Below are 19,769 nucleotides of genomic sequence, written 5' to 3' on the forward strand. Positions count from 1 at the left end.
CGTCTCGAAAGAGATTGATCCGGCGCATGGACTGGATGAGCACATTATTGTACCCAAAGCATTGCTGTTACGCACAATCGATGCAACTACTGAGGAAAATCTTGGCATACCATATCGGTGCTGCACATTGCGCCTCTGGCATGGAGATTGCGCTGACACGCTTAAATTGTTTTGTACGAACAGGCATTTTCGGAAAACAGATCACGTCCGTCAGGTAAAATCGCTGCAAATGACTTCATCCACAGCCTCCATCAGCAAGCTTCGCCAATCCGGCCGCCTGCTGCATCTCAGGCCGGCCCGGCCAATTTACCTGCTCGCCCGGGTGTGGTCGCCATTGCTGGCGCTGGCTTGCCTGAGCCTGACGACACCGGCTTACTCCGTAGGCCTCGGCGAAGCACAGACCAGCAGTCATATCGGCCAGCTCCTGCAAGTACGCATTCCCCTGCAAGGCACGGCCGATGACGGCCTGAGCACGGAGTGCATCCGCCTTGAAGGTCCGCGCGCCAGCAGCGCAGACGATCTGCCCTGGCTGCGTAACGGACGCCTGCAGCTGATGGCCCAGGATGGCCAGCAAGTCCTGATCATCAATTCAACGCAGCCGATCAACTCGCCCGTCATCATGCTCGCCGTCCGCCTGGACTGCGGCACTTCGCTGCGTCGCGAATACACGCTGCTGCTCAACCCGCCCGGCAGCAACGAGATCACCCCGGCCGTCATCAAAGCCACGCCAAGCCCGGCGCCCAAAGCCGCACCCGACACCAGCGCGCCGGCATCAACCCTGCGCACCCGCGCGGGCGAGAGCTTGCGCAGCATCGCGCAAAGCTTTTTCCCGGACAGCAAGAGCCTGCAGCGCGATTACGCAAACCTGATCCGTGCACAAAATGCCGACAAGCTGGGCAACACGAAGGACAGCGCCCAGCTGCCCGCCGGCCTGGAGCTACAGCTGCCGGATATGCAGGCGCTGGACAACAAGCGCTTGCCCAGCGCCGCTGAACATCCAGCACCTCCAGTTCGTAAAGCCGCAGCGAGCCCGGCCGCCGCCCCGGCTCCCGCGCGCAGCAAGCGCAGCGGGGAACCGCAGCAACGCCTGATCGTGGGCAGCGCAGCGCTGCCCACCCTGCAAATGGACACCACGCTGGCTGGCCGCAAGGATCTGTCGGAGAAAGAGCGCGCCCAGCTGCGCACCGATCTGCAGTTGATCGCCACGCTCGACGAGAAGATCGCCACCCAGCTCGAGCTGAGTGAGAAGCTGCGCCAGCTCGAAGCCCTGCAAACGCAGATGCAGTCAGCCGTACAGGCGCTGGAACAGCGCATCCAGACCCAGCAGGCCGTGCTGGCCAACGGCGTGCCTGCCGGCAACAGCAGCAACAGTGCAACGCCTGCGAGCCTGCCCAGCAAAGCTCAGGTGGAGTCTGCGCTGAGCTTTAGCGCCGTGCCCTGGTGGCTGTGGCCAGCGGCACTGCTGCTTGTACTGCTGATCCTGGTGCTGGCCCTGCTGCGGCAGCGCCGCGCCCGGTCTGCTGAAAAAACGCTGATTCTCGACGAAGCTGGACCGACGCAGAGCGCCTCTGCGGCCGACAATCTGTATGAGCCGCTGACCGAAGAAGACATCTGGCCCGAGCACAAACCCAGTAGCAGCCCAGAACAACGCCCTGGCGCCTCTGACGACCTGCCCAGCCTCAGCGAAATCGGCCCGACCTCGGTGCTGCACATCGGCGAAGACCTGGAAGAGCACAATTCAGCCGTCGAGCTGGCCGAGATCATGATGTCCTTCGGCCGTGTGCAAGGCGCCGCACAGACGCTGGCAGACTTCATCCGCAACAATCCGAAGCAGGCTGTCCGCCCCTGGGTCAAGCTGCTGGAAGTCTATAAAGCAGCAGAAATGCGCACCGAGTTCGAAGCGCTGACCGCTCAGCTGAACAAGACTTTCAACGTCAAGCCGGTCGCCTGGGAAGAATTCGAGGTGGCCATGCAGGCACCCGAATCAATTGAAAACATCGCTCATCTGAACAGCCGGCTATGCGCCCAATGGGGCACGCGCGAATGCCAGGCCTGGCTGTACGAACTGCTGCGCGATAACCGCCAGGGCTCGCGCCAAGGCTTCCCGCTGGCGATTGTCGATGAAATCCTGCTGCTGATGGGCATTCTTGAAGCACAGCTTGGCCCCTACAAACCTGACACCGATGGCGCCAACCTTGGCAAAGCAGCTGCACCGGCCAATGCCAGCTCGCACGCCAGCGCCAATACAGCCAATACAGTCGCCCCCACGCTGAAAATGCCCACCGAGCAACTCCTGACCCCGACCCTGCCGGCGGCGGCGGGCACAGCTGCTGCGCTGTCGGCCACTGCGGCGGTGCTGGAGTCCGGTCTGGAGCCTGCCAAACCCACGGAAGAACTGCTGGATCTGAACTTCGACATGGGTTCGACTGATCTGGATCTGGGGCTGGACATGGACTCAAGCGACCTGAGCACCACGCTGACCATCAATCTCGACGACCTGCCTGACGATGACGATGATCAGACCCACGCCAAGACGCGCTTCGAGCCGCGCGACAAGGACCTCTGATCAGACCGGATTGTCCACATCGAGGAAATCCACCTGCAGCCCGAAGCGTTCTGCCAGATGCGTACCGAGCGCCTTGACACCGTAACGCTCGGTGGCGTGATGGCCGGCGGCAAGATAAGCAACGCCGCTCTCCCGCGCCAGATGCACGGTAGGCTCTGAAATCTCGCCTGACAGATAGAGATCCGCGCCGGCCAAAATAGCCTGCTCGAAGCTAGACTGCGCCGCGCCTGTACACCAAGCCACGCGCTTGACGCTGCGCTGCGGATCGCCAATCAGCATGGGGGTCCGCCCCAAAGCGGCAGCGAGCGACTGCGCCAACTCGCCGGCCGTTGTCGCGCCCCCGCAATCGCCAAGAAAAATCAGATCCTGATCGCCACAGCGCCCACTGATCTGCCAGCCGAGCAGCGCCGCCAGCTGTGCGTTATTGCCCAGCTGGGGATGCAGATCCAGCGGCAAATGGTAGGCAAACAGATTGATGTCCGCCGCCAGCAGACTCGCCAGACGCTTGCGGCGAAAGCCAGTGACACGGCCGTCCTCGCCGCGCCAGAACCAGCCGTGATGCACCAGGATAGCGTCTGCCTGCAGCGCCACGGCCTGATCAATCAAAGCTTGGCTGGCCGTCACCCCGCAAACCACGCGCCGTATATCCTCACGACCTTCCACCTGCAGACCGTTTGGGCAATAATCCTTGATCCGCGCGGATAGCAGCAAATCGTCCAGATACTCCTGCAGTTCGTGTCTTTTCATCTTGCTTCACTCAAATAAAACCGGGTTGGCACCATGCAGCGTCTGTGGCTCATCTTCGCACAAACAGTCACCGTCGCACTGGCGATCCTGTTTGCCCTCAGCACCTTGCGCCCGCAGTGGCTGCCGGCACAACTGTCCCGCACGCCGCCCAGTCTGAACATCCAGACCAAGCCTGCGGAGCAGGCCGCAATGCCCTCCGGCAATGGCTACGCAGCCGCTGCGCGCACCGCCCTGCCCGCAGTGGTGCACATTTTTACCAGCAAGGATGTACGCACACCGCGCCACCCGCTGATGGACGACCCGCTGTTCCGGCACTTCTTCGGTGATCGCTCGGAGGGCAGCACGCAGCGCCGTGCTTCGGGACTGGGCTCAGGGGTCGTGGTCAGCCCTGAAGGCTATATTCTGACCAATAACCACGTCATCGACACTGCCGACGAGATCGAAGTCGCGCTACAGGATGGCCGCAAGTTTGCCGCCAGAATCGTCGGGCGCGACCCCGAGAGCGATGTCGCCGTGCTGCGCATCAAGAGCCCGCAAGCCTTGCCGGCCATCACCTTCGCCAGCAGCAAATCGCTCAATGTCGGCGATGTGGTCCTCGCCATCGGCAACCCCTTCGGCGTTGGCCAAACCGTGACCATGGGCATTGTCAGCGCACTGGGGCGCTCGCACCTGGGCATCAATACCTTCGAGAACTTCATCCAGACCGATGCGGCCATCAACCCCGGCAACTCCGGCGGCGCCCTGGTCGATACCGAGGGCCACCTGGTCGGCATCAATACGGCCATTTACTCGCGCTCTGGCGGCTCACTGGGGATCGGCTTTGCGATTCCTGCCGACAGCGTGCGCAAGACCATGGACGAGATCATCCGCAACGGCAGTGTCACGCGCGGCTGGATCGGCGTTGAAATCCAGGAGATCACGCCTGAACTGGCGCGCTCCTTCAAGCTCCCGCTGCAAGGCGCGCTGATCGCAGGCGTTGCCCGCAACAGCCCTGCCGAACAAGGCGGCGTCAAACCCGGGGACGCGATGGTCAGCGTTGCCGGTCAAAGCATCACAGACCCTCAGAGCATGCTGGAGCTGATCGCGGCGCAAACCCCAGGCAGCAGCGTCAAATTCCAGTTCGTACGTAAAGGCGCCCCGATTGAATTGACCCTGCAGATCGGCAAACGTCCGCTTCCTGACAAAACACAGCAGGAATGAAAAATTCCTGTCATCTGCCGTCAACCTGAAGCGCTGTTACGACGTTGTACGCCCATCGCTTGCAAAAAGCGCGCATGGGAAAGTGAATTGAAAATGGGACAGAAAATCTGGGAATCGGTCGATTCCTTCATCGAATCGCTGAAAAATGCCGGCGTTCGGATCAACAACGAAAGTGAATTGCGCGAGCGCATGCTCGAAGCGCGGATGTGGCACATGGCCTTCATGACCCTCGCCTCCAACGGCCAGTCACTGGGCATCAGCTTTGAAGGCGATGAAAACTCGCTGGATGAATCGGCCTTGAGCCGTCTGTTTGCCAGTAACAAGTTTGCACGCGGCGCTGAACACAGCTTCGCGGCACACCTTAAGGCCGCACACTGAGCGCCTGCCACGGGCGATCAACGGGTTTTCGGCAGCTCAAGCACTTGAGCTGCCAACCCGCTCAGCGTGCCACTCAAGCCTGACTCAAGTCAGGTCCTGCCGGCGCTGCATCAGGCTGGCCAGCAGCAAGCCAATCTCGAATAGCACACACATCGGGATTGCCAGCATTAGCTGCGAGGTTACGTCGGGCGGCGTGACCACCGCAGCGACCACAAAAGCCCCCACGATCACGTAGCGCCGCGCTTCGCGCAGCTGGGCAACGCTCACCAGGCCCGTACGGACCAGCAAGAGCACCACGATCGGCACCTCGAAGGTGATACCGAAAGCGAGGAACATGCTCATCACGAAGGACAGGTATTGCTCGATATCGGGCGCCACCGTGATGCTCGCTGGCGCAAAACCAGCGATGAACTTGAACACCATGCCAAACACAAAGAAGTAGCAGAAGGCCATGCCCAGCAAAAACAGCAGCGTGCTGCCAACCACCACGGGCAGGGCAAAACGCCGCTCATGCGCATACAGGCCCGGAGCGACAAAGGCCCAGGTCTGGTAGAGCACAACAGGCAAGGCAATCACGAAGGCGGCCATTGCAGTCACCTTGATCGGCACCAGAAATGGCGCCACCACCCCCGTCGAGATCATTCGCGTCCCTTCCGGCATCGCATTGATCAAGGGTAGCGCGAGCAAATCGTAGATCTGGCTGGCCCAGGGCATCAGACAGATAAAGACCACCAGGATCGCCAGTGCAGCGCGAATCAGTCGCGAACGCAACTCAACAAGATGAGACAGGAAAGATTCTTCGAGAATGGCCACGGGGTACTCAGTGCTTGTGTTCAGCTGCAGCGGGCGCCGCAAACAAATCCGGCTGGCTATCATCAACAGCAGGCTCAGCCGCCACGTCCTGCTCCAGCGGCACGGCGGCAGACGCGGCAACAGGCCCCGGCTCGGCCGACGCCGTAGCGGGCGTGTCGACCTGCGCGGGGGCGGCAATCGATGTGTGTTCTGTCACCGCCTCGAAGGCGCTCACCACAACAGGCTCCAGCGTGTGCTGCGCAGCCTGTTCCAGAGTGGAAACCTCTTCCTGCACAGCCGTCTGCACATGCTGCAGCGAAGACTCCACCTCTTCTTGCATGCGCTTGAAGTCGGCCATCTCCATCTCGCGACTGATATCGGCTTTGACATCCGAGACGTAGCGCCGCAGGCGGCCGGTCAGATGGCCAACCGTTCGCGCAACGCGCGGCAACTGCTCGGGACCGATGACGACCAATGCAACTGCGCCAATGACGCCCAGCTCGGCAATGCTGAAATCAAACATGGACAAAACCTGGCAGGAACAGTCGCATGTACAGCACAGGCGACCGCAAAAACGAAGGGCGCCGAAGGATCAGCGCCCCGCTTGTGGCAAACGGTAACTCAGGACTTCTTTTCCGTTGCCTGACCTTCGATGGTTTGCGCGCTCGCTTGCGCAGCCGGGGCTGCTGCTGCAGCGTCCGAACCATCCTTCATGCCTTGCTTGAAGCCCTTGATCGCACCACCAAGATCTTCGCCGATATTACGCAGCTTCTTGGTGCCGAAAATCATGGCGACGACGGCCAGCACGATAAGCCAATGAACAAAACTAAATGAACCCATGATTTCTCCTCAATACTTCAGCATGGCAGGCAGGCCTTGCTCGCCGCCCAACACATGGAGGTGCAAATGATACACCTCTTGCCCACCGACCCTGCCGGTGTTGATGATGCTACGAAAACCGTCCGCACTCCCGTGCTCGCGGGCCAGTCTGGGGGCCAGCGCCAACATTCGGCCCAGCAGCGCTGCATCCTCGGGCTCAGCATCGAACAAGGTCGCAATATGCTTTTTCGGGATGATCAGCAAATGCAGCGGCGCTTGCGGATGAATGTCACGAAAAGCCAGCAGCTCTTCATCTTCATAGACCTTGCTGGCAGGAATGCTGCCCTCAACGATGCGGCAGAAGATACAGTCGCTCACGGGCCCTACTCCTTGCGTGAATTCTTTTCGTCGATACCCGAAATGCCTTCGCGCCGATGCAGCTCGGCCAGCACATCATCGGCGGACAAACCGAAGTGCGCCAGCAACACCAGCGAATGGAACCAGACATCAGTCACTTCATACACAAGGTGACGCAGATCGCCATCCTTCGCGGCCATGATGGTTTCCGCCGCCTCTTCTGCCACTTTCTTGCAGATGGCGTCGGTCCCCTTGGCGTAGAGCTTGGCGACGTAGGACGATTCCGGTGCGGCACCCTTGCGTTCGACAAGCGTGGCAGACAAACGTTGCAAAACGTGTGGGTCAATCATGCGATTTACCTCCGTCCTTGCTGTAGATGAGATTGGGGTCCTTGAGCACCGGCTCAACCGTCTCCCACCCCGTCTCAGCCAGATATTTCTGAAAGAAACAGCTATGCCGTCCGGTGTGGCAGGCAATACCACCAACCTGCTCGATCCGCAGCAGGATGACATCGTTATCGCAATCCATGCGCAGCTCGTGCACCTTCTGGATATGGCCGGACTCTTCACCCTTGTGCCACAGCTTGCGCCGCGAGCGCGACCAATACACGGCCTCGCCGGTGCGCGCAGTGGTCTCCAGCGCCTCGCGATTCATCCAGGCGAACATCAGTACATCGCCGCTTGCGTGATCCTGGGCAATCACAGGTACCAAGCCCTGATCATCCCAGCTGACCTGATTCAACCAACGCACATCTGCATTCACAAACGCACCTCGATTCCGCGCGCACGCATGAACTCCTTGGCTTCGCGCACCGTGTGTTCTCCGTAGTGAAAAATGCTGGCGGCCAACACCGCGTCTGCGCGGCCTTGCTGCACGCCATCGGCCAGATGCGCCAGCGAGCCGACTCCGCCGCTGGCGATCACCGGAATACTGACAGCATCGGCAATGGCACGGGTCAGTGCCAGATCAAAACCGCTTTTGGTACCGTCGCGATCCATGCTGGTGAGCAGAATTTCACCGGCCCCCAGGCTGGCCACACGCTTGGCCCACTCGACGGCATCCAGCCCCGTGTTCTTGCGGCCGCCGTGTGAAAACACTTCCCAGCGGCTGTCGTCAGCGCTGCGCTTGGCGTCGATGGCGACCACGATGCACTGGTTGCCGACCTTGCCGGAAGCCTCGGCCACCAGGTCCGGATTGCTCAGCGCCGCGCTGTTCATGCTGACCTTGTCAGCGCCGGCATTGAGCAGGCGGCGCACATCGGCCACCGTGCGCACGCCGCCGCCCACCGTCAGCGGAATGAAGACCTGATTGGCGACCTGCTCGACGATGTGCAGGATGATGTCGCGCTCGTCCGAACTGGCGGTGATGTCGAGAAAGGTAATCTCGTCAGCCCCTTGCTCGTCATACCGACGCGCCACTTCAACCGGATCTCCGGCGTCGCGCAATTCAAGGAAATTGATACCTTTGACGACACGACCGGCATTGACGTCAAGACAGGGGATGATGCGTTTTGCAAGCATGGCAGTAAGCCTGGCCGGAGCGGCCGTAAACGGGTTTCAGGCCTCGCCGTTGAGTTCGTCAGCGCGCGCCTGCGCAGCCGCGAAATCCAGCGTACCTTCGTAGATCGCACGGCCGGTGATGGCGCCGATGACGCCTTCCTCTTCAACCGCGCACAGCGCATCGATGTCGGCCAGATTGGTGACACCACCGCTGGCAATGACCGGAATACGCAGCGACTGCGCCAGCTTGACGGTCGCTTCGATATTCACACCGCCGAGCATGCCGTCACGGCCGATGTCGGTGTAGACGATGGCTTCAACACCATAGTCCTCGAATTTCTTGGCCAGGTCGATGACATCGTGACGGGTCAGCTTGGACCAGCCATCAACGGCGACTTTGCCTTCGCGCGCATCGAGCCCGACGATGATGTGTCCCGGAAAAGCGCTGCAGGCGTCGTGCAGGAAACCGGGGTTTTTCACCGCGGCCGTGCCGATGATCACGTAGCTGATGCCATCGTCAAGATAGCGCTCGATGGTATCGAGATCGCGAATGCCACCGCCGAGTTGCACGGGAATCTCGTCGCCGACTTCCTCGATGATGGCCTTGATGACGGATTCATTCTTCGGCTTGCCGGCAACGGCACCGTTGAGGTCGACCAGATGCAGGCGGCGGCCGCCTTGATCGACCCAGTGACGCGCCATCGCGCGCGGGTCTTCCGAGAACACGGTGGCATCTTCCATGTCGCCCTGGCGCAGGCGTACACAATGTCCGTCTTTAAGATCGATGGCAGGAATCAGCAGCATGATGAGGAGCGTTCTGGAGTTGGGAAATTCTTGAGTACAGGGAGGGCGCCGGGTCGGCGCGTGCGGGTCGCAGGCTCTAAGTCTCGCGGTTCAGGGCTGCCAATCGATGAAATTGGCAAGCAGGCGCAAACCTGCAGCCGCACTCTTTTCCGGGTGGAACTGGATGGCTGCGATATTAGCTTGGGCCACCGCACAGGTAAAGGGCAGGCCATAGACGGTGCGCGCGGCAACGGCGGCCTGATCAGCCGGGTCACAGTAGTAGCTGTGCACGAAATAAAAGCGCTCGCCCGCCGTGCCCTGCTCGGCGATGCCCTGCCACAGCGGATGCGGCTTGACCGGCAGCACCTCGTTCCAGCCCATGTGCGGCACCTTGAGCGGCACACCTGCAGCATCGAACATGTCGGCGGGGAAACGGCGCACCCTGCCCGGCAGGATGCCCAGGCCCGGCGTGTCGCCTTCTTCACTGTGGTCGAAGAGCATCTGCATGCCGACACAGATGCCCAGAAAAGGCTTTTCAGCGGCGACCTTGAGCAGTGCATCATGCAGACCACGCGCCATGAATTCGCGCATGCAGTCATGCATCGCGCCCTGGCCGGGGATGATCACCCGATCCGCATCGCGCAGCGCTTGCGCCTGGTCGCTGACCACCACCTGGGCGTGCGGCGCAACGCGCTCGACAGCCTTGGCAACCGAGCGCAGGTTGCCCATTCCATAATCGACGACGAGGACTTTCATTTTCACATCACGCATGAAGTGGGCGGAGCGCCCACGATTTCAACACCCGGACAGGCGAGCACATAACGTGCCCGCCAAAGCGCTTTACAGAGCGCCCTTGGTCGACGGAATTACGCCGGCAGCGCGCGGATCCAGCGTGGTGGCTGCCCGCAGGGCGCGACCAAAGGCCTTGAACACGGTCTCGCACTGGTGGTGCGCATTGATGCCACGCAGATTGTCGATGTGCAGCGTCACCTGGGCGTGATTGACGAAGCCCTGGAAGAATTCGCGTGTCAGGTCGACATCAAAACCGCCAATCATCGCACGCGTGAATTCAAGGTGATATTCCAGGCCGGGGCGGCCGGAGAGATCCACCACCACGCGCGACAGCGCCTCATCAAGGGGCACATAGGCGTAGCCATAGCGCACCAGGCCCTTCTTGTCGCCGACGGCCTGGGCAAAAGCCTGGCCGAGGGTGATGCCGACATCCTCCACCGTGTGGTGGGCATCGATGTGCAGGTCACCTTTTGCTTCCACTTGCAGGTCGATCAGGCCATGGCGGGCGATCTGCTCCAGCATGTGATCGAGAAACGGCACGCCCGTGGCCAGCTTGGCCACACCGCTACCATCCAGGTTGAGCGCCACATGAATCTGGGTTTCCAGGGTGTTGCGCGTAACTTCAGCTTGCCGCATGGCGGGAGGTCTTCCGGTATTGATGGATCAGGCCGCGCGCAGCTGGCACGCGGCGATGTGCCCGTATAATAACATCCGCAAGCCACTCGGGCCCGCCGACGCGTGTCGGCCGGCCAGGGCGCGCCTGTCACCCCTCCCCGTTTGAAGAAAGCATTGCATGAGTGCCTACTGGAGCGATCTCGTTCATCGCCTGACGCCTTACGTTCCGGGCGAACAGCCCAAGCTCGCCGATCTGGTCAAGCTCAATACCAACGAACATCCCTACGGCCCCTCGCCGCAGGTGCTGGCGGCGATCACCGCCCAGGCCAACGAGGGCCTGCGCCTGTACCCCGACCCCAATGCGGATGTGCTCAAGCGCAGCATCGCCGGGCATTTTGCACTGCAAGCGAATCAGGTTTTTGTCGGCAATGGCTCGGACGAAGTGCTGGCCCACGTCTTCATGGCCTTGCTCAAGCATCAGCGCCCCCTGCTCTTCCCGGACATCAGCTACAGCTTCTACCCAGTGTATTGCGGCCTCTACGACATCGCGCACGAGACCGTGGCGCTGGATGAAGATTTCGCGATCCGCGTCGACGACTACCTCGCGCGCGACTGCGGCGCCATCATCTTCCCGAACCCGAATGCGCCCACCGGCCGCTTGCTGACACTGGCCGAGATTGAACGCCTGGCGCGGGGCAAGCCCGATGTGGTGGTGGTCATCGACGAGGCCTACATCGATTTCGGCGGCGAATCGGCGGCGCGCCTGGTCGACCGGCTCCCCAATCTGCTGGTCGTGCAGACGCTCTCCAAGAGCCGTTCGCTGGCCGGTTTGCGGGTTGGCTTTGCGCTGGGCAATGCAGTGCTGATCGAAGCGCTGGAACGCGTCAAGAACAGCTTCAACTCCTACCCGCTGGACCGGCTGGCAATCGCCGGCGCCGTGGCGGCCTTTGCCGATCAGGCGTATTTCGAAACCTGCCGTCAGCGCGTGATCGACAGCCGCGAGCAGCTGATTGGCCAATTGCAGGCGCTGGGCTTCGACACCCTGCCCTCGGCGGCCAACTTCATCTTCACCCGCCATCCGCAGCACGACGCCAGCCAACTGGCCGCCCGCCTGCGCGAGCGCAGCATCATCGTGCGCCACTTCAAGCTGCCGCGTATCGAGCAGTATTTGCGCATCAGCATCGGTACCGAGGAACAATGCGCGACCCTGGTCAGCGCGCTGCAAGAGATCCTCAAGGCCAGCTGAGTCGCCCACTCAGGCGATCCCGCAAAAGAAAACGCCGCGCAATGCGCGGCGTTTTTCATTCAAGCAGGATGCTGCGAGTCACTTCCCTGAGCGATATTCAGCCGAGCGCGCGTGCGCCTGCAGGCCTTCGCCGTAGGCCAGGGTCGCCGCCACCGGCGCCAGCGCGGCAGCACCGGCCTGCGAGATGCGGATCAGGCTGCTGCGCTTCTGGAAGTCATACACACCCAGCGGCGAGGAGAAGCGCGCACTGCGCCCGGTCGGCAGGACGTGATTCGGACCCGCACAATAATCGCCCAGCGCCTCGACCGACCAATGGCCGATGAAGATCGCGCCGGCATGGCGAATCTTCGGCAGCAGCGCTTCCGGATCTTCAACCGACAACTCAAGGTGTTCGGCCGCGATGTAGTTGGCGATCTCGCAGGCTTCGTCCAGATCGCGCACCTGGATCAGCGCACCGCGCTCGCGCAGCGACACGGCGATGATCTCGGCACGCGGCATGGTCGGCAGCAGACGGGCAATCGACTCCTCCACGCGCGCCAGATAGGCGGCGTCCGGACACAGCAGGATGGACTGCGCGCGCTCGTCGTGCTCAGCTTGCGCGAAGAGGTCCATCGCCACCCAGTCCGGATCGCCCGACGCGTCGGAGATCACCAGCACTTCCGACGGGCCCGCCACCATGTCGATGCCGACGCGGCCAAACACGCGGCGCTTGGCTTCGGCGACATAGGCATTGCCGGGGCCGACGATCTTGTCGACGGCCGGAATGCTCTCGGTTCCGTAGGCCAGCGCGGCCACGGCCTGCGCACCGCCAATCGTGAACACGCGATCCACGCCGGCCAGCGCGGCGGCGGCCAGCACCAGCTGATTGCGCTCGCCACCCGGCGTCGGCGCCACCATGATGATCTCGGCAACGCCCGCGACCTTGGCCGGCATGGCATTCATCAGCACCGAACTCGGGTAGCTGGCCTTGCCGCCGGGAACATAGATGCCGACGCGATCAAGCGGCGTGACACGCTGGCCCAGGCGCGTGCCGTCAGCCTCGCTGATTTCCCAGTCCTGCTGCAATTGATGTGTGTGATAGCTGCGCACGCGCTCGCAGGCGACTTCCAACGCCTTGCGCTGCTCGGCCGGCAAGCCGTCGAGGGCGCGCTGCATTTCCGCGCGCGGCACTTCGAGCTCGGCAATGCTGCCGACGTCAAGCCGGTCAAAGCGCTTGGTGAGGTCGAGCACGGCGGCGTCGCCACGGGCGCGCACATCGCTGATGATGTCGCTGACCGCTTGCTGCACGCCGGCATCCAGCGCGGCTTCAAATGCCAGCAGCACTTCAAGGCGCTGACGGAAATCCGCGTCGCTCGTCGCCAGTCGATTGATCATGGCTTGATGGCTCCTGCAAAGGCTTCGATCACGGGTTGCAGCAAATCACGCTTGAGCTTGAGCGCGGCCTGATTGACTACCAGACGCGAGCTGATCGACATGATCTCCTCGACTTCCAGCAGATTATTCGCACGCAAGGTGCCGCCAGTGGACACCAGGTCGACGATGGCATCGGCCAGCCCAACCAGGGGCGCCAGCTCCATCGAGCCATACAGCTTGATGAGGTCGACGTGCATGCCCTTGGCCGCGAAATGCTCGCGCGCGGTCTTGATGTACTTGGTCGCCACGCGGATGCGTGCGCCGCGCTGCACCGCTGCGGCGTAATCGAAGCCCGCCGGCACGGCGACGCTCATGCGGCAGCGCGCGATGTTCAGATCCAGCGGCTGGTACAGCCCACCACCGCCATGTTCGAGCAGCACGTCCTTGCCGGCGATGCCCAGATCGGCGGCGCCATACTGCACATAGGTGGGGGTGTCGGTGGCACGCACGATGACCAGACGCACATCCGGGCGATTGGTGCCGATGATCAGCTTGCGCGAGGACTCGGGGTTCTCGCTCGGTTCGATGCCCGCCGCAGCCAGCAGGGGCAAGGTTTCCTCAAAGATACGGCCCTTGGAGAGAGCCAGTGTAATTCCCGTCACGGTGTACTTTCGTCGTTCAAAGGGCATCGCGCAAATACCGGGAGGCATTTGCGCGATGCAGGGATATTACCGTAAAGCGGCGCGGCGGCGGTCCGCCCGGGGCGATTAGAGCGTCTTCTGGAACTCTTCCCACTGCGCCGGCGTGTAGGTCGTCAGCTGCAGGGCGTGGATTTCATTGCCCATCAGCTTGCCCAGGGTGCTGTAGACAGCCTGATGCTGGCGAACGCGCATCTTGCCTTCAAACTCGCCACTTACAACAATGCCGGTGAAGTGCACGCCGTCGTCGCCTTCAATGGCGACAAATTCACAGGGCAGACCGGCTTCGATCATGCGTTTGATTTCAGATGCAGGAAACATGGTGTCAGTGCCTCAGCTTGTATCCGCGACGCAGCATTTCCAGACAGGCTCCGGCAAACAACAGCGCGGCAATCGTCACGAAAGCCAGGCTGAACCAGGGCGACACGTCGGAGACGCCGAAAAAGCCGTAGCGGAATCCGTCAATGATGAAGAAAAAAGGGTTCAGGTGCGACACGCCTTGCCAGAACGCCGGCAAGGAATGAATCGAGTAGAACACGCCAGAGAGCATCGTCAGGGGCATGATCAGGAAGTTCTGGAAACCCGCCAATTGGTCGAATTTGTCGGCCCAGATCCCCGCCACAATGCCCAACGAGCCCATCATGGCACTGCCAAGCAGGACGAATGCCAGCACCCAGAATGGATGCACAAGACTGGCTTGCGCAAAGGGCAGCGCCGCCAGCCAGACACCGAAACCGACGACCACGCCGCGCACCATGGATGCGATCACATAGGCGGCGAAAAACTCGCGGTAGGAGATCGGCGGCAGCAAGACGAACACGATATTGCCGGTCAGCTTGCTCTGGATCAGCGAGGAAGAGCTGTTGGCAAAGGCGTTCTGCAGCACCGACATCATCACCAGGCCGGGAATCAGGAAGTCGGTGTAAGGCACGCTGCCATAGACTTTGACGTGGTCGGCGAGCACGTGGGAGAAGATCATCAGGTAGAGCACGGCGGTGAGCACCGGCGCGCCGACGGTCTGGAACGATACCTTCCAGAAACGCAGGCTTTCCTTGTACAGCAGGGTACGGAATGCAATCACCTCAGTGCTCACTCACCAGATCGATGAAGGCCTGCTCAAGATCAGGCTTGCTGATTTCGAGCTCCACAACGTCGGCGCCGGCGCCACGCAGCAAGGCCAGCAAAGGCTCGACTTCGTCCGCCTGATCAAAGCTGAAGGCATATGCAAGGCCTTCCTGTTTAACCAGTCGCGCCTGAAGCGCGGCTGGAAGTACTTGTGCGGCACTCAAGCGCACGTGCAGCGCCTTGCTGCTGACACGCGAAAGGATATTCTGCGTGCTGTCGAGCGCAATCACCCGCCCAGCCTTGAGCATGGCAATGCGCGTACAGAGTTCCTGCGCCTCTTCCAGATAATGCGTGGTCAGCACCACAGTGTGTCCGTCAGCATTGAGCTTGCGGATGAAATGCCACAAGGTCTGGCGCAATTCGACATCGACGCCGGCCGTGGGCTCGTCGAGCACGATCACCGGCGGCTTGTGCACCAGGGCCTGGGCCACCAGCACGCGCCGCTTCATGCCACCTGACAAGGTACGCATATTGGCCGAAGCCTTGTCGCTCAGGCCCAGACTCTCCAGCAATTCATCGATCCAGGGATCATTGTTGCGGATGCCAAAGTAGCCCGACTGGATGCGCAAAACCTCGCGCACCGTGAAGAAGGGGTCGAACACCAGCTCCTGCGGCACCACACCCAGTGCACGCCGCGCCGCGCGGTAATCGGCAACAACATCATGCCCCATCACCGCAATGTGTCCGGCGCTGAGCCGGGTAAGACCGGCGAGTGCCGTGATCAGGGTGGTTTTGCCGGCACCATTGGGGCCCAGCAAGCCGAAAAACTCGCCTTGCCGGATCTCCAGATCAACGCCCGCCAGTGCATGGAGATTGCCGTACTGCTTGACCGCTCCCCGTACCTGGATGGCTACGCCATCAGGCCGCTGCGTCATGAGCCAGTTGTTCTGCGAAGATGCCATCGACCCCATAAAGGGCCGCGAGGCTATTGAAAGCCGGCGGCGCGCTGCACAGCTTGAGCGAATGCTGGGCACCGCGCGCCTTGCGCAGCAAGCTCAGCAACAGCGCGAGGCTGGAGGAGTCGACATGCGGCACACGCGAAAAGTCGAGCAGCACATCGCCCGCCTCGACGCGCGGCAGCAAGGCGTCCAGCAAGGCCGCCACGCTGTCCATCTGGATCGGCCCCTCGACGAAGAGGCGCCCTGCTTCACCTTGCGTAATCATTTCTTCTCTGCAAGCTTGGCCGTGTTTTTGTCGTGCAGTGACTTGATCAGGCCATCAATACCATTGGCCTTGATTTCCTGACCGAAGCTGTCGCGGTAGTTAGCCACCAGGCTCACACCCGCCACGTAGACGTCGTAGATCTTCCAGCCATCGGCCTGCTTGATGAGGTCGTAATCGATCGGCACCGGCTTGGTTCCAGGCTGCTTGATTTCGGTCTTCACCGTGACATCGGTCTCGCCTGCAGCTGATTTCAGCGGTTTGACGTCGATGGTCTGGTTCTTGTACTGGGTCAGCGCGTTCGAATAGCTACGCACCAGCAAGGTCTGGAATTCACGCGCCAGCTGCGCCTTCTGGTCCGGCGTTGCGCTGTTCCAGTTACGGCCGACTGCAGAACCGGTCATCTTGTTGAAATCAAAATGCTTGAGCACCTTGGTTTCGATGACTTCCTGGATACGCTTCTGATCGCCTGCCTGGATGGCCTTGTCAGTCTTGACGATGTCGATGACTTCAGAGGTCAGATTCTTGATCGTGACGTCCGGCGCCTCGTCCGCTGCATGAACAGCCGGAATGGCCAAGGCAGCGAGCATCACGGTACGCAATAAAAATTTCAGCATGAAAAATCCTTTAAATAGCTTCAGTTGTAGGCGCGGGCACGTCACTGGCGAGCTCGGACTGTTGCAGCACGCCTGCTGCTAACACCTTGCGCTCCAGCTCCACGAACAACAATCTGCTGCGTCCCAATTCCACATCCTTGTCTTGTGCATTGAAGACGATCACCGTTGGTTGCTCGGCGCGGCTCTGTTCGTCTTCATCACGCACGCGCCGACCATCACGGATCTGGCTCTTGCGACGATTCAAATAGAAGTCACGCAGATAGCTGTAGTAATCCAGCGCCGCATCATCGAGCGCCTTCTCGGCCGACAACAGATCTGCCCGCTCACTTATGAGTTTCAATCCACGCGAAACGTTCCGCACCGGAATGGCGGGAATGTAGCTCAGCGGATTGGCCAGGGTATCGACCACGAGAGCACCCGAATCCCTTAACGTACGAGGGCCGAAAAAAGGCAACATGACAAAGGGGCCGTCCTTGACGCCCCACACACCCAGCGTCTGGCCGAAGTCTTCGTCGTGCTTGTCCAGCCCCATTTCACTGGCCACGTCGAAGACGCCGAAAATCCCCAGCGTCAGATTGATCGCAAACCGGCCAAAGTCATTGGCGGAAGCCGCCGGCTTGCCTTGCAAGAGGTTGTTGATGCCGATCCAGACATCTTCAACATTGGAGAAGACATTGGAGACACCGATCCGCACCGGCGTCGGTGCGACGGCATCGTAACCCTGAGCGACCGGTTTGAGCACCCAGGCATCGACCTTCTGGTTGAACACCAGCACCTTACGGTTGGCGTCCTCCCAGGGATCACGCGGGTTGCTGCCCGTCGCACAGGCGGCCAGCAAAAGCGACACGCCACAGGCAAACCAGACGCCAGCGCGGCGTCCTTCAGCAATCATTTTTGAAAGACAGGACAGCATGTATGCGCTCACTTGGAGGACGTGCCCTCAGATGCCTTGTTGAACATGAACTGGCTGATCAGCTTCTCAAGCACCACAGCCGACTGTGTTTTCTTGATCACATCACCGCTCTTGAGCACGTTCTCATCGCCGCCGGGCTCCAGGCCGATGTACTGCTCGCCGAGCAAACCCGAGGTGTTGATGGTGGCGAACGTGTCCTTGGGGAAGTTATAGCGCTTGTCGATGCGCATCGTCACATCCGCCTGGAACGTCTGTGGATTGAGGGTGATCGATTCGATACGCCCCACCACCACACCCGCGCTCTTGATCGGCGCACGTGCCTTGAGACCGCCAATGTTGTCGAACCTCGCCACCAGCGGATACGGATCCTGCAACTGCGCGCCGCTCAGATTGCCAACCTTCAAGGCGAGAAACACCAGGGCAGCCACGCCCAGCGTCACGAAAATACCTACCCATAGATCAATTGTTGTGCGCTTCAAGTCAGCCTCTGAACATGAAAGAAGTCAGGATGAAGTCCAGACCAAGAATTGCGAGCGAAGAAGTCACGACCGTGCGCGTTGTTGCGCGCGAGACCCCTTCTGCCGTCGCGTCCGAATCGTAACCCTCGAACACTGCAATGAGGGATACGGCGATACCAAAGACGACGCTTTTCAAAACACCATTGAGGATGTCGCGCCGGAAATCGACAAAGGCCTGCATCTGCGCCCAGAACGAACCAGAGTCTACGCCAATCAGCACAACGCCGACCAGAAAGCCGCCCAGCACGCCCATCGCCGAGAACATCGCCGCCAGCAAAGGCATCGAAATGACGCCGCCCCAGAAACGTGGTGCCACAACACGTGCAATAGGGTTGACCGCCATCATGTCCATGGCATCGAGTTGCTCGGTCGCCTTCATCAGGCCGATTTCTGCCGTGATGGCTGAGCCTGCGCGACTGGCGAACAGCAAGCCTGCGACCACCGGCCCCAGCTCACGCACCAGCGACAAAGCGACCAGCACACCCAGCGCTTCTTCCGAACCGTAGCGCTGCAAGGTGTCATAGCCTTGCAGGCCAAGCACCATGCCGACAAACAGGCCGGAGACGAGGATGATGATCAGCGACAAGGTGCCCGAGAAGTAGATCTCGCGCAGTGTCAGATGAATACGGCGAAAGCTCGTACCCGAGAGCAGCAAGATGCTGGCAAAGAAGCGCATGGCATAACCAAGACGCCATATGCCATTGACCACGCGCGAGCCGAATTCGGTGAAAAAACCACGCAAACCACTAAACATGGCTATCTCCGAGCAAGGCATCCGCATACGGGCGGCGCGAGGGATACTGGAACGGCACCGGCCCATCCACCTCGGCCCACACGAACTGATGCACCCAGGGATCGGTGGATGCGCGGATCTCATCCGGCGTCCCCTCGGCAACCACCTTGCCTTCAGACAGGAAGTAGATGTAATCGACGATCTGCAAAGACTCCTGCACATCGTGGGTAACGACGATGGAGCTAGCTCCCAGCGCATCATTGAGACGGCGGATCAGCTGCCCGATCACCCCCAGCGAGATGGGATCGAGACCAGCAAAGGGCTCGTCGTACATGATCACCTGTGGGTCCAGCGCCACCGTGCGCGCCAGCGCCACGCGCCGCGCCATCCCGCCGGAGAGCTCGCTGGGCTTGAGCTGGGCAGCGCCCCGCAAACCCACAGCGTGGAGCTTCATGAGCACCAGATCGCGGATGACTTCTTCAGGCAGATCCGTGTGCTCGCGCAGCGGAAACGCAACATTGTCGAACACCGTGCTGTCGGTGAACAAAGCGCCGAACTGGAACAACATGCCCATGCGCCGACGCAGCCGATACAGGCCATCGCGATCGAGCTGGTCGATACGCTCGCCAAACACATTCACACCGCCAGATTTGGGTTTGAGCTGTCCGCCGATCAGACGCAGCAAGGTCGTTTTGCCGCATCCAGAGCCACCCATGATGGCCACCACCTTGCCACGCGGCACCGACAGATTGACCCCGTGCAGGATCTGTCGCGCGCCGTAGCCAAAACGCAGATCACGGACCTCAATCGGAACCGATGAATCCTGAGCCGGATTATTCAAAATGAATCTCTTGTCC

The 19,769-nt window shown here is 61.0% G+C and carries 26 protein-coding genes; 4 read left to right on the plus strand and 22 right to left on the minus strand.

Annotated features, from left to right (window positions below; translation table 11 throughout):
- The first annotated feature begins 229 nt into the window (after positions 1-229).
- A complete protein-coding gene (locus ABDB84_RS10840; RefSeq protein WP_345919744.1) occupies positions 230-2,566 on the plus strand; it encodes a type IV pilus assembly protein FimV in 2,337 nt (778 codons plus the stop codon).
- Here the strand turns inward: ABDB84_RS10840 and ABDB84_RS10845 are convergent, their stop codons facing one another.
- A complete protein-coding gene (locus tag ABDB84_RS10845) occupies positions 2,567-3,313 on the minus strand; it encodes a Nif3-like dinuclear metal center hexameric protein (protein WP_345919745.1) in 747 nt (248 codons plus the stop codon). It abuts the gene before it with no gap.
- A gap of 33 nt (positions 3,314-3,346) precedes the next feature.
- Between ABDB84_RS10845 and ABDB84_RS10850 the strand changes: the two genes are divergently transcribed.
- Both ABDB84_RS10850 and ABDB84_RS10855 read left to right on the plus strand, forming a co-directional pair.
- Positions 3,347-4,513 carry a Do family serine endopeptidase gene (locus ABDB84_RS10850; protein ID WP_345919746.1) on the plus strand — a complete coding sequence of 389 codons (1,167 nt, stop codon included), beginning with the start codon at positions 3,347-3,349 and terminating at the stop codon, positions 4,511-4,513.
- Positions 4,514-4,606: 93 nt separating this feature from the next.
- Entirely contained in the window at positions 4,607-4,891 is a 285-nt protein-coding gene (locus tag ABDB84_RS10855; RefSeq protein ID WP_345919747.1) for a hypothetical protein, read from the plus strand.
- A gap of 84 nt (positions 4,892-4,975) precedes the next feature.
- Here the strand turns inward: ABDB84_RS10855 and tatC are convergent, their stop codons facing one another.
- The 10 genes from tatC to hisB all read right to left on the minus strand — a co-directional run bounded on the left by tatC (position 4,976) and on the right by hisB (position 10,569).
- Entirely contained in the window at positions 4,976-5,704 is a 729-nt protein-coding gene (gene tatC, locus ABDB84_RS10860) for a twin-arginine translocase subunit TatC (RefSeq protein WP_345919748.1), read from the minus strand.
- Between the two features lie 7 nt (positions 5,705-5,711).
- Complete coding sequence (gene tatB / locus ABDB84_RS10865) at positions 5,712-6,206, minus strand: Sec-independent protein translocase protein TatB (protein WP_345919749.1); 495 nt, start codon at positions 6,204-6,206, stop codon at positions 5,712-5,714.
- 98 nt (positions 6,207-6,304) lie between these two features.
- The gene (gene tatA, locus ABDB84_RS10870) at positions 6,305-6,523 is read right to left on the minus strand and encodes a Sec-independent protein translocase subunit TatA (RefSeq protein ID WP_345919750.1); all 219 of its coding nucleotides are present in this window, start codon (positions 6,521-6,523) and stop codon (positions 6,305-6,307) included.
- 9 nt (positions 6,524-6,532) lie between these two features.
- Positions 6,533-6,880, minus strand: a complete 348-nt coding sequence (locus ABDB84_RS10875; protein ID WP_345919751.1) for a histidine triad nucleotide-binding protein — start codon at positions 6,878-6,880, stop codon at positions 6,533-6,535.
- A gap of 5 nt (positions 6,881-6,885) precedes the next feature.
- On the minus strand, positions 6,886-7,209 hold the full coding sequence (locus tag ABDB84_RS10880; protein ID WP_345919752.1) for a phosphoribosyl-ATP diphosphatase: 324 nt from the start codon (positions 7,207-7,209) through the stop codon (positions 6,886-6,888).
- On the minus strand, positions 7,202-7,621 hold the full coding sequence (gene hisI / locus ABDB84_RS10885; RefSeq protein ID WP_345919753.1) for a phosphoribosyl-AMP cyclohydrolase: 420 nt from the start codon (positions 7,619-7,621) through the stop codon (positions 7,202-7,204). The genes ABDB84_RS10880 and hisI overlap by 8 nt, the downstream gene beginning before the upstream one ends.
- On the minus strand, positions 7,618-8,379 hold the full coding sequence (gene hisF, locus ABDB84_RS10890) for an imidazole glycerol phosphate synthase subunit HisF (protein WP_345919754.1): 762 nt from the start codon (positions 8,377-8,379) through the stop codon (positions 7,618-7,620). The genes hisI and hisF overlap by 4 nt, the downstream gene beginning before the upstream one ends.
- Before the next feature lie 36 nt (positions 8,380-8,415).
- On the minus strand, positions 8,416-9,162 hold the full coding sequence (hisA, locus tag ABDB84_RS10895) for a 1-(5-phosphoribosyl)-5-[(5-phosphoribosylamino)methylideneamino]imidazole-4-carboxamide isomerase (protein WP_345919755.1): 747 nt from the start codon (positions 9,160-9,162) through the stop codon (positions 8,416-8,418).
- A 90-nt stretch (positions 9,163-9,252) separates the two neighbouring features.
- On the minus strand, positions 9,253-9,897 hold the full coding sequence (hisH, locus tag ABDB84_RS10900) for an imidazole glycerol phosphate synthase subunit HisH (RefSeq protein ID WP_345919756.1): 645 nt from the start codon (positions 9,895-9,897) through the stop codon (positions 9,253-9,255).
- Positions 9,898-9,981: 84 nt separating this feature from the next.
- Positions 9,982-10,569: an imidazoleglycerol-phosphate dehydratase HisB gene (gene hisB, locus ABDB84_RS10905; RefSeq protein WP_345919757.1), complete on the minus strand. Its 588-nt coding sequence runs from the start codon at positions 10,567-10,569 to the stop codon at positions 9,982-9,984.
- Between the two features lie 157 nt (positions 10,570-10,726).
- Between hisB and hisC the strand changes: the two genes are divergently transcribed.
- On the plus strand, positions 10,727-11,794 hold the full coding sequence (hisC, locus tag ABDB84_RS10910) for a histidinol-phosphate transaminase (protein WP_345919758.1): 1,068 nt from the start codon (positions 10,727-10,729) through the stop codon (positions 11,792-11,794).
- A 78-nt stretch (positions 11,795-11,872) separates the two neighbouring features.
- Here hisC and hisD read toward each other — a convergent pair whose 3' ends face one another.
- The 11 genes from hisD to ABDB84_RS10965 all read right to left on the minus strand — a co-directional run bounded on the left by hisD (position 11,873) and on the right by ABDB84_RS10965 (position 19,753).
- The gene (gene hisD, locus ABDB84_RS10915; protein WP_345919759.1) at positions 11,873-13,168 is read right to left on the minus strand and encodes a histidinol dehydrogenase; all 1,296 of its coding nucleotides are present in this window, start codon (positions 13,166-13,168) and stop codon (positions 11,873-11,875) included.
- On the minus strand, positions 13,165-13,809 hold the full coding sequence (gene hisG / locus ABDB84_RS10920) for an ATP phosphoribosyltransferase (protein WP_345919760.1): 645 nt from the start codon (positions 13,807-13,809) through the stop codon (positions 13,165-13,167). The genes hisD and hisG overlap by 4 nt, the downstream gene beginning before the upstream one ends.
- 105 nt (positions 13,810-13,914) lie before the next feature.
- The gene (locus ABDB84_RS10925) at positions 13,915-14,166 is read right to left on the minus strand and encodes a BolA family protein (protein WP_345919761.1); all 252 of its coding nucleotides are present in this window, start codon (positions 14,164-14,166) and stop codon (positions 13,915-13,917) included.
- A gap of 4 nt (positions 14,167-14,170) precedes the next feature.
- Positions 14,171-14,926 (minus strand): ABC transporter permease, encoded by a 756-nt coding sequence (locus tag ABDB84_RS10930; RefSeq protein ID WP_345919762.1) that lies wholly within the window; start codon positions 14,924-14,926, stop codon positions 14,171-14,173.
- A gap of 1 nt (position 14,927) precedes the next feature.
- Positions 14,928-15,845, minus strand: a complete 918-nt coding sequence (locus ABDB84_RS10935; RefSeq protein WP_345919763.1) for an ABC transporter ATP-binding protein — start codon at positions 15,843-15,845, stop codon at positions 14,928-14,930.
- Positions 15,829-16,134 carry an STAS domain-containing protein gene (locus ABDB84_RS10940; RefSeq protein WP_345919764.1) on the minus strand — a complete coding sequence of 102 codons (306 nt, stop codon included), beginning with the start codon at positions 16,132-16,134 and terminating at the stop codon, positions 15,829-15,831. The genes ABDB84_RS10935 and ABDB84_RS10940 overlap by 17 nt, the downstream gene beginning before the upstream one ends.
- Positions 16,131-16,748: an MlaC/ttg2D family ABC transporter substrate-binding protein gene (locus tag ABDB84_RS10945; RefSeq protein WP_345919765.1), complete on the minus strand. Its 618-nt coding sequence runs from the start codon at positions 16,746-16,748 to the stop codon at positions 16,131-16,133. The genes ABDB84_RS10940 and ABDB84_RS10945 overlap by 4 nt, the downstream gene beginning before the upstream one ends.
- 10 nt (positions 16,749-16,758) lie before the next feature.
- The gene (locus ABDB84_RS10950; protein ID WP_345919766.1) at positions 16,759-17,661 is read right to left on the minus strand and encodes an MlaA family lipoprotein; all 903 of its coding nucleotides are present in this window, start codon (positions 17,659-17,661) and stop codon (positions 16,759-16,761) included.
- Between the two features lie 8 nt (positions 17,662-17,669).
- Positions 17,670-18,140: an outer membrane lipid asymmetry maintenance protein MlaD gene (gene mlaD / locus ABDB84_RS10955; protein WP_345919767.1), complete on the minus strand. Its 471-nt coding sequence runs from the start codon at positions 18,138-18,140 to the stop codon at positions 17,670-17,672.
- A 1-nt stretch (position 18,141) separates the two neighbouring features.
- Positions 18,142-18,933 carry a lipid asymmetry maintenance ABC transporter permease subunit MlaE gene (gene mlaE / locus ABDB84_RS10960; protein ID WP_345919768.1) on the minus strand — a complete coding sequence of 264 codons (792 nt, stop codon included), beginning with the start codon at positions 18,931-18,933 and terminating at the stop codon, positions 18,142-18,144.
- Positions 18,926-19,753 (minus strand): ABC transporter ATP-binding protein, encoded by an 828-nt coding sequence (locus tag ABDB84_RS10965; protein ID WP_345919769.1) that lies wholly within the window; start codon positions 19,751-19,753, stop codon positions 18,926-18,928. The genes mlaE and ABDB84_RS10965 overlap by 8 nt, the downstream gene beginning before the upstream one ends.
- Positions 19,754-19,769: the final 16 nt, after the last annotated feature.

The organism is Uliginosibacterium sediminicola (assembly GCF_039631295.1).
GTDB lineage: Bacteria > Pseudomonadota > Gammaproteobacteria > Burkholderiales > Rhodocyclaceae > Viridibacterium > Viridibacterium sediminicola.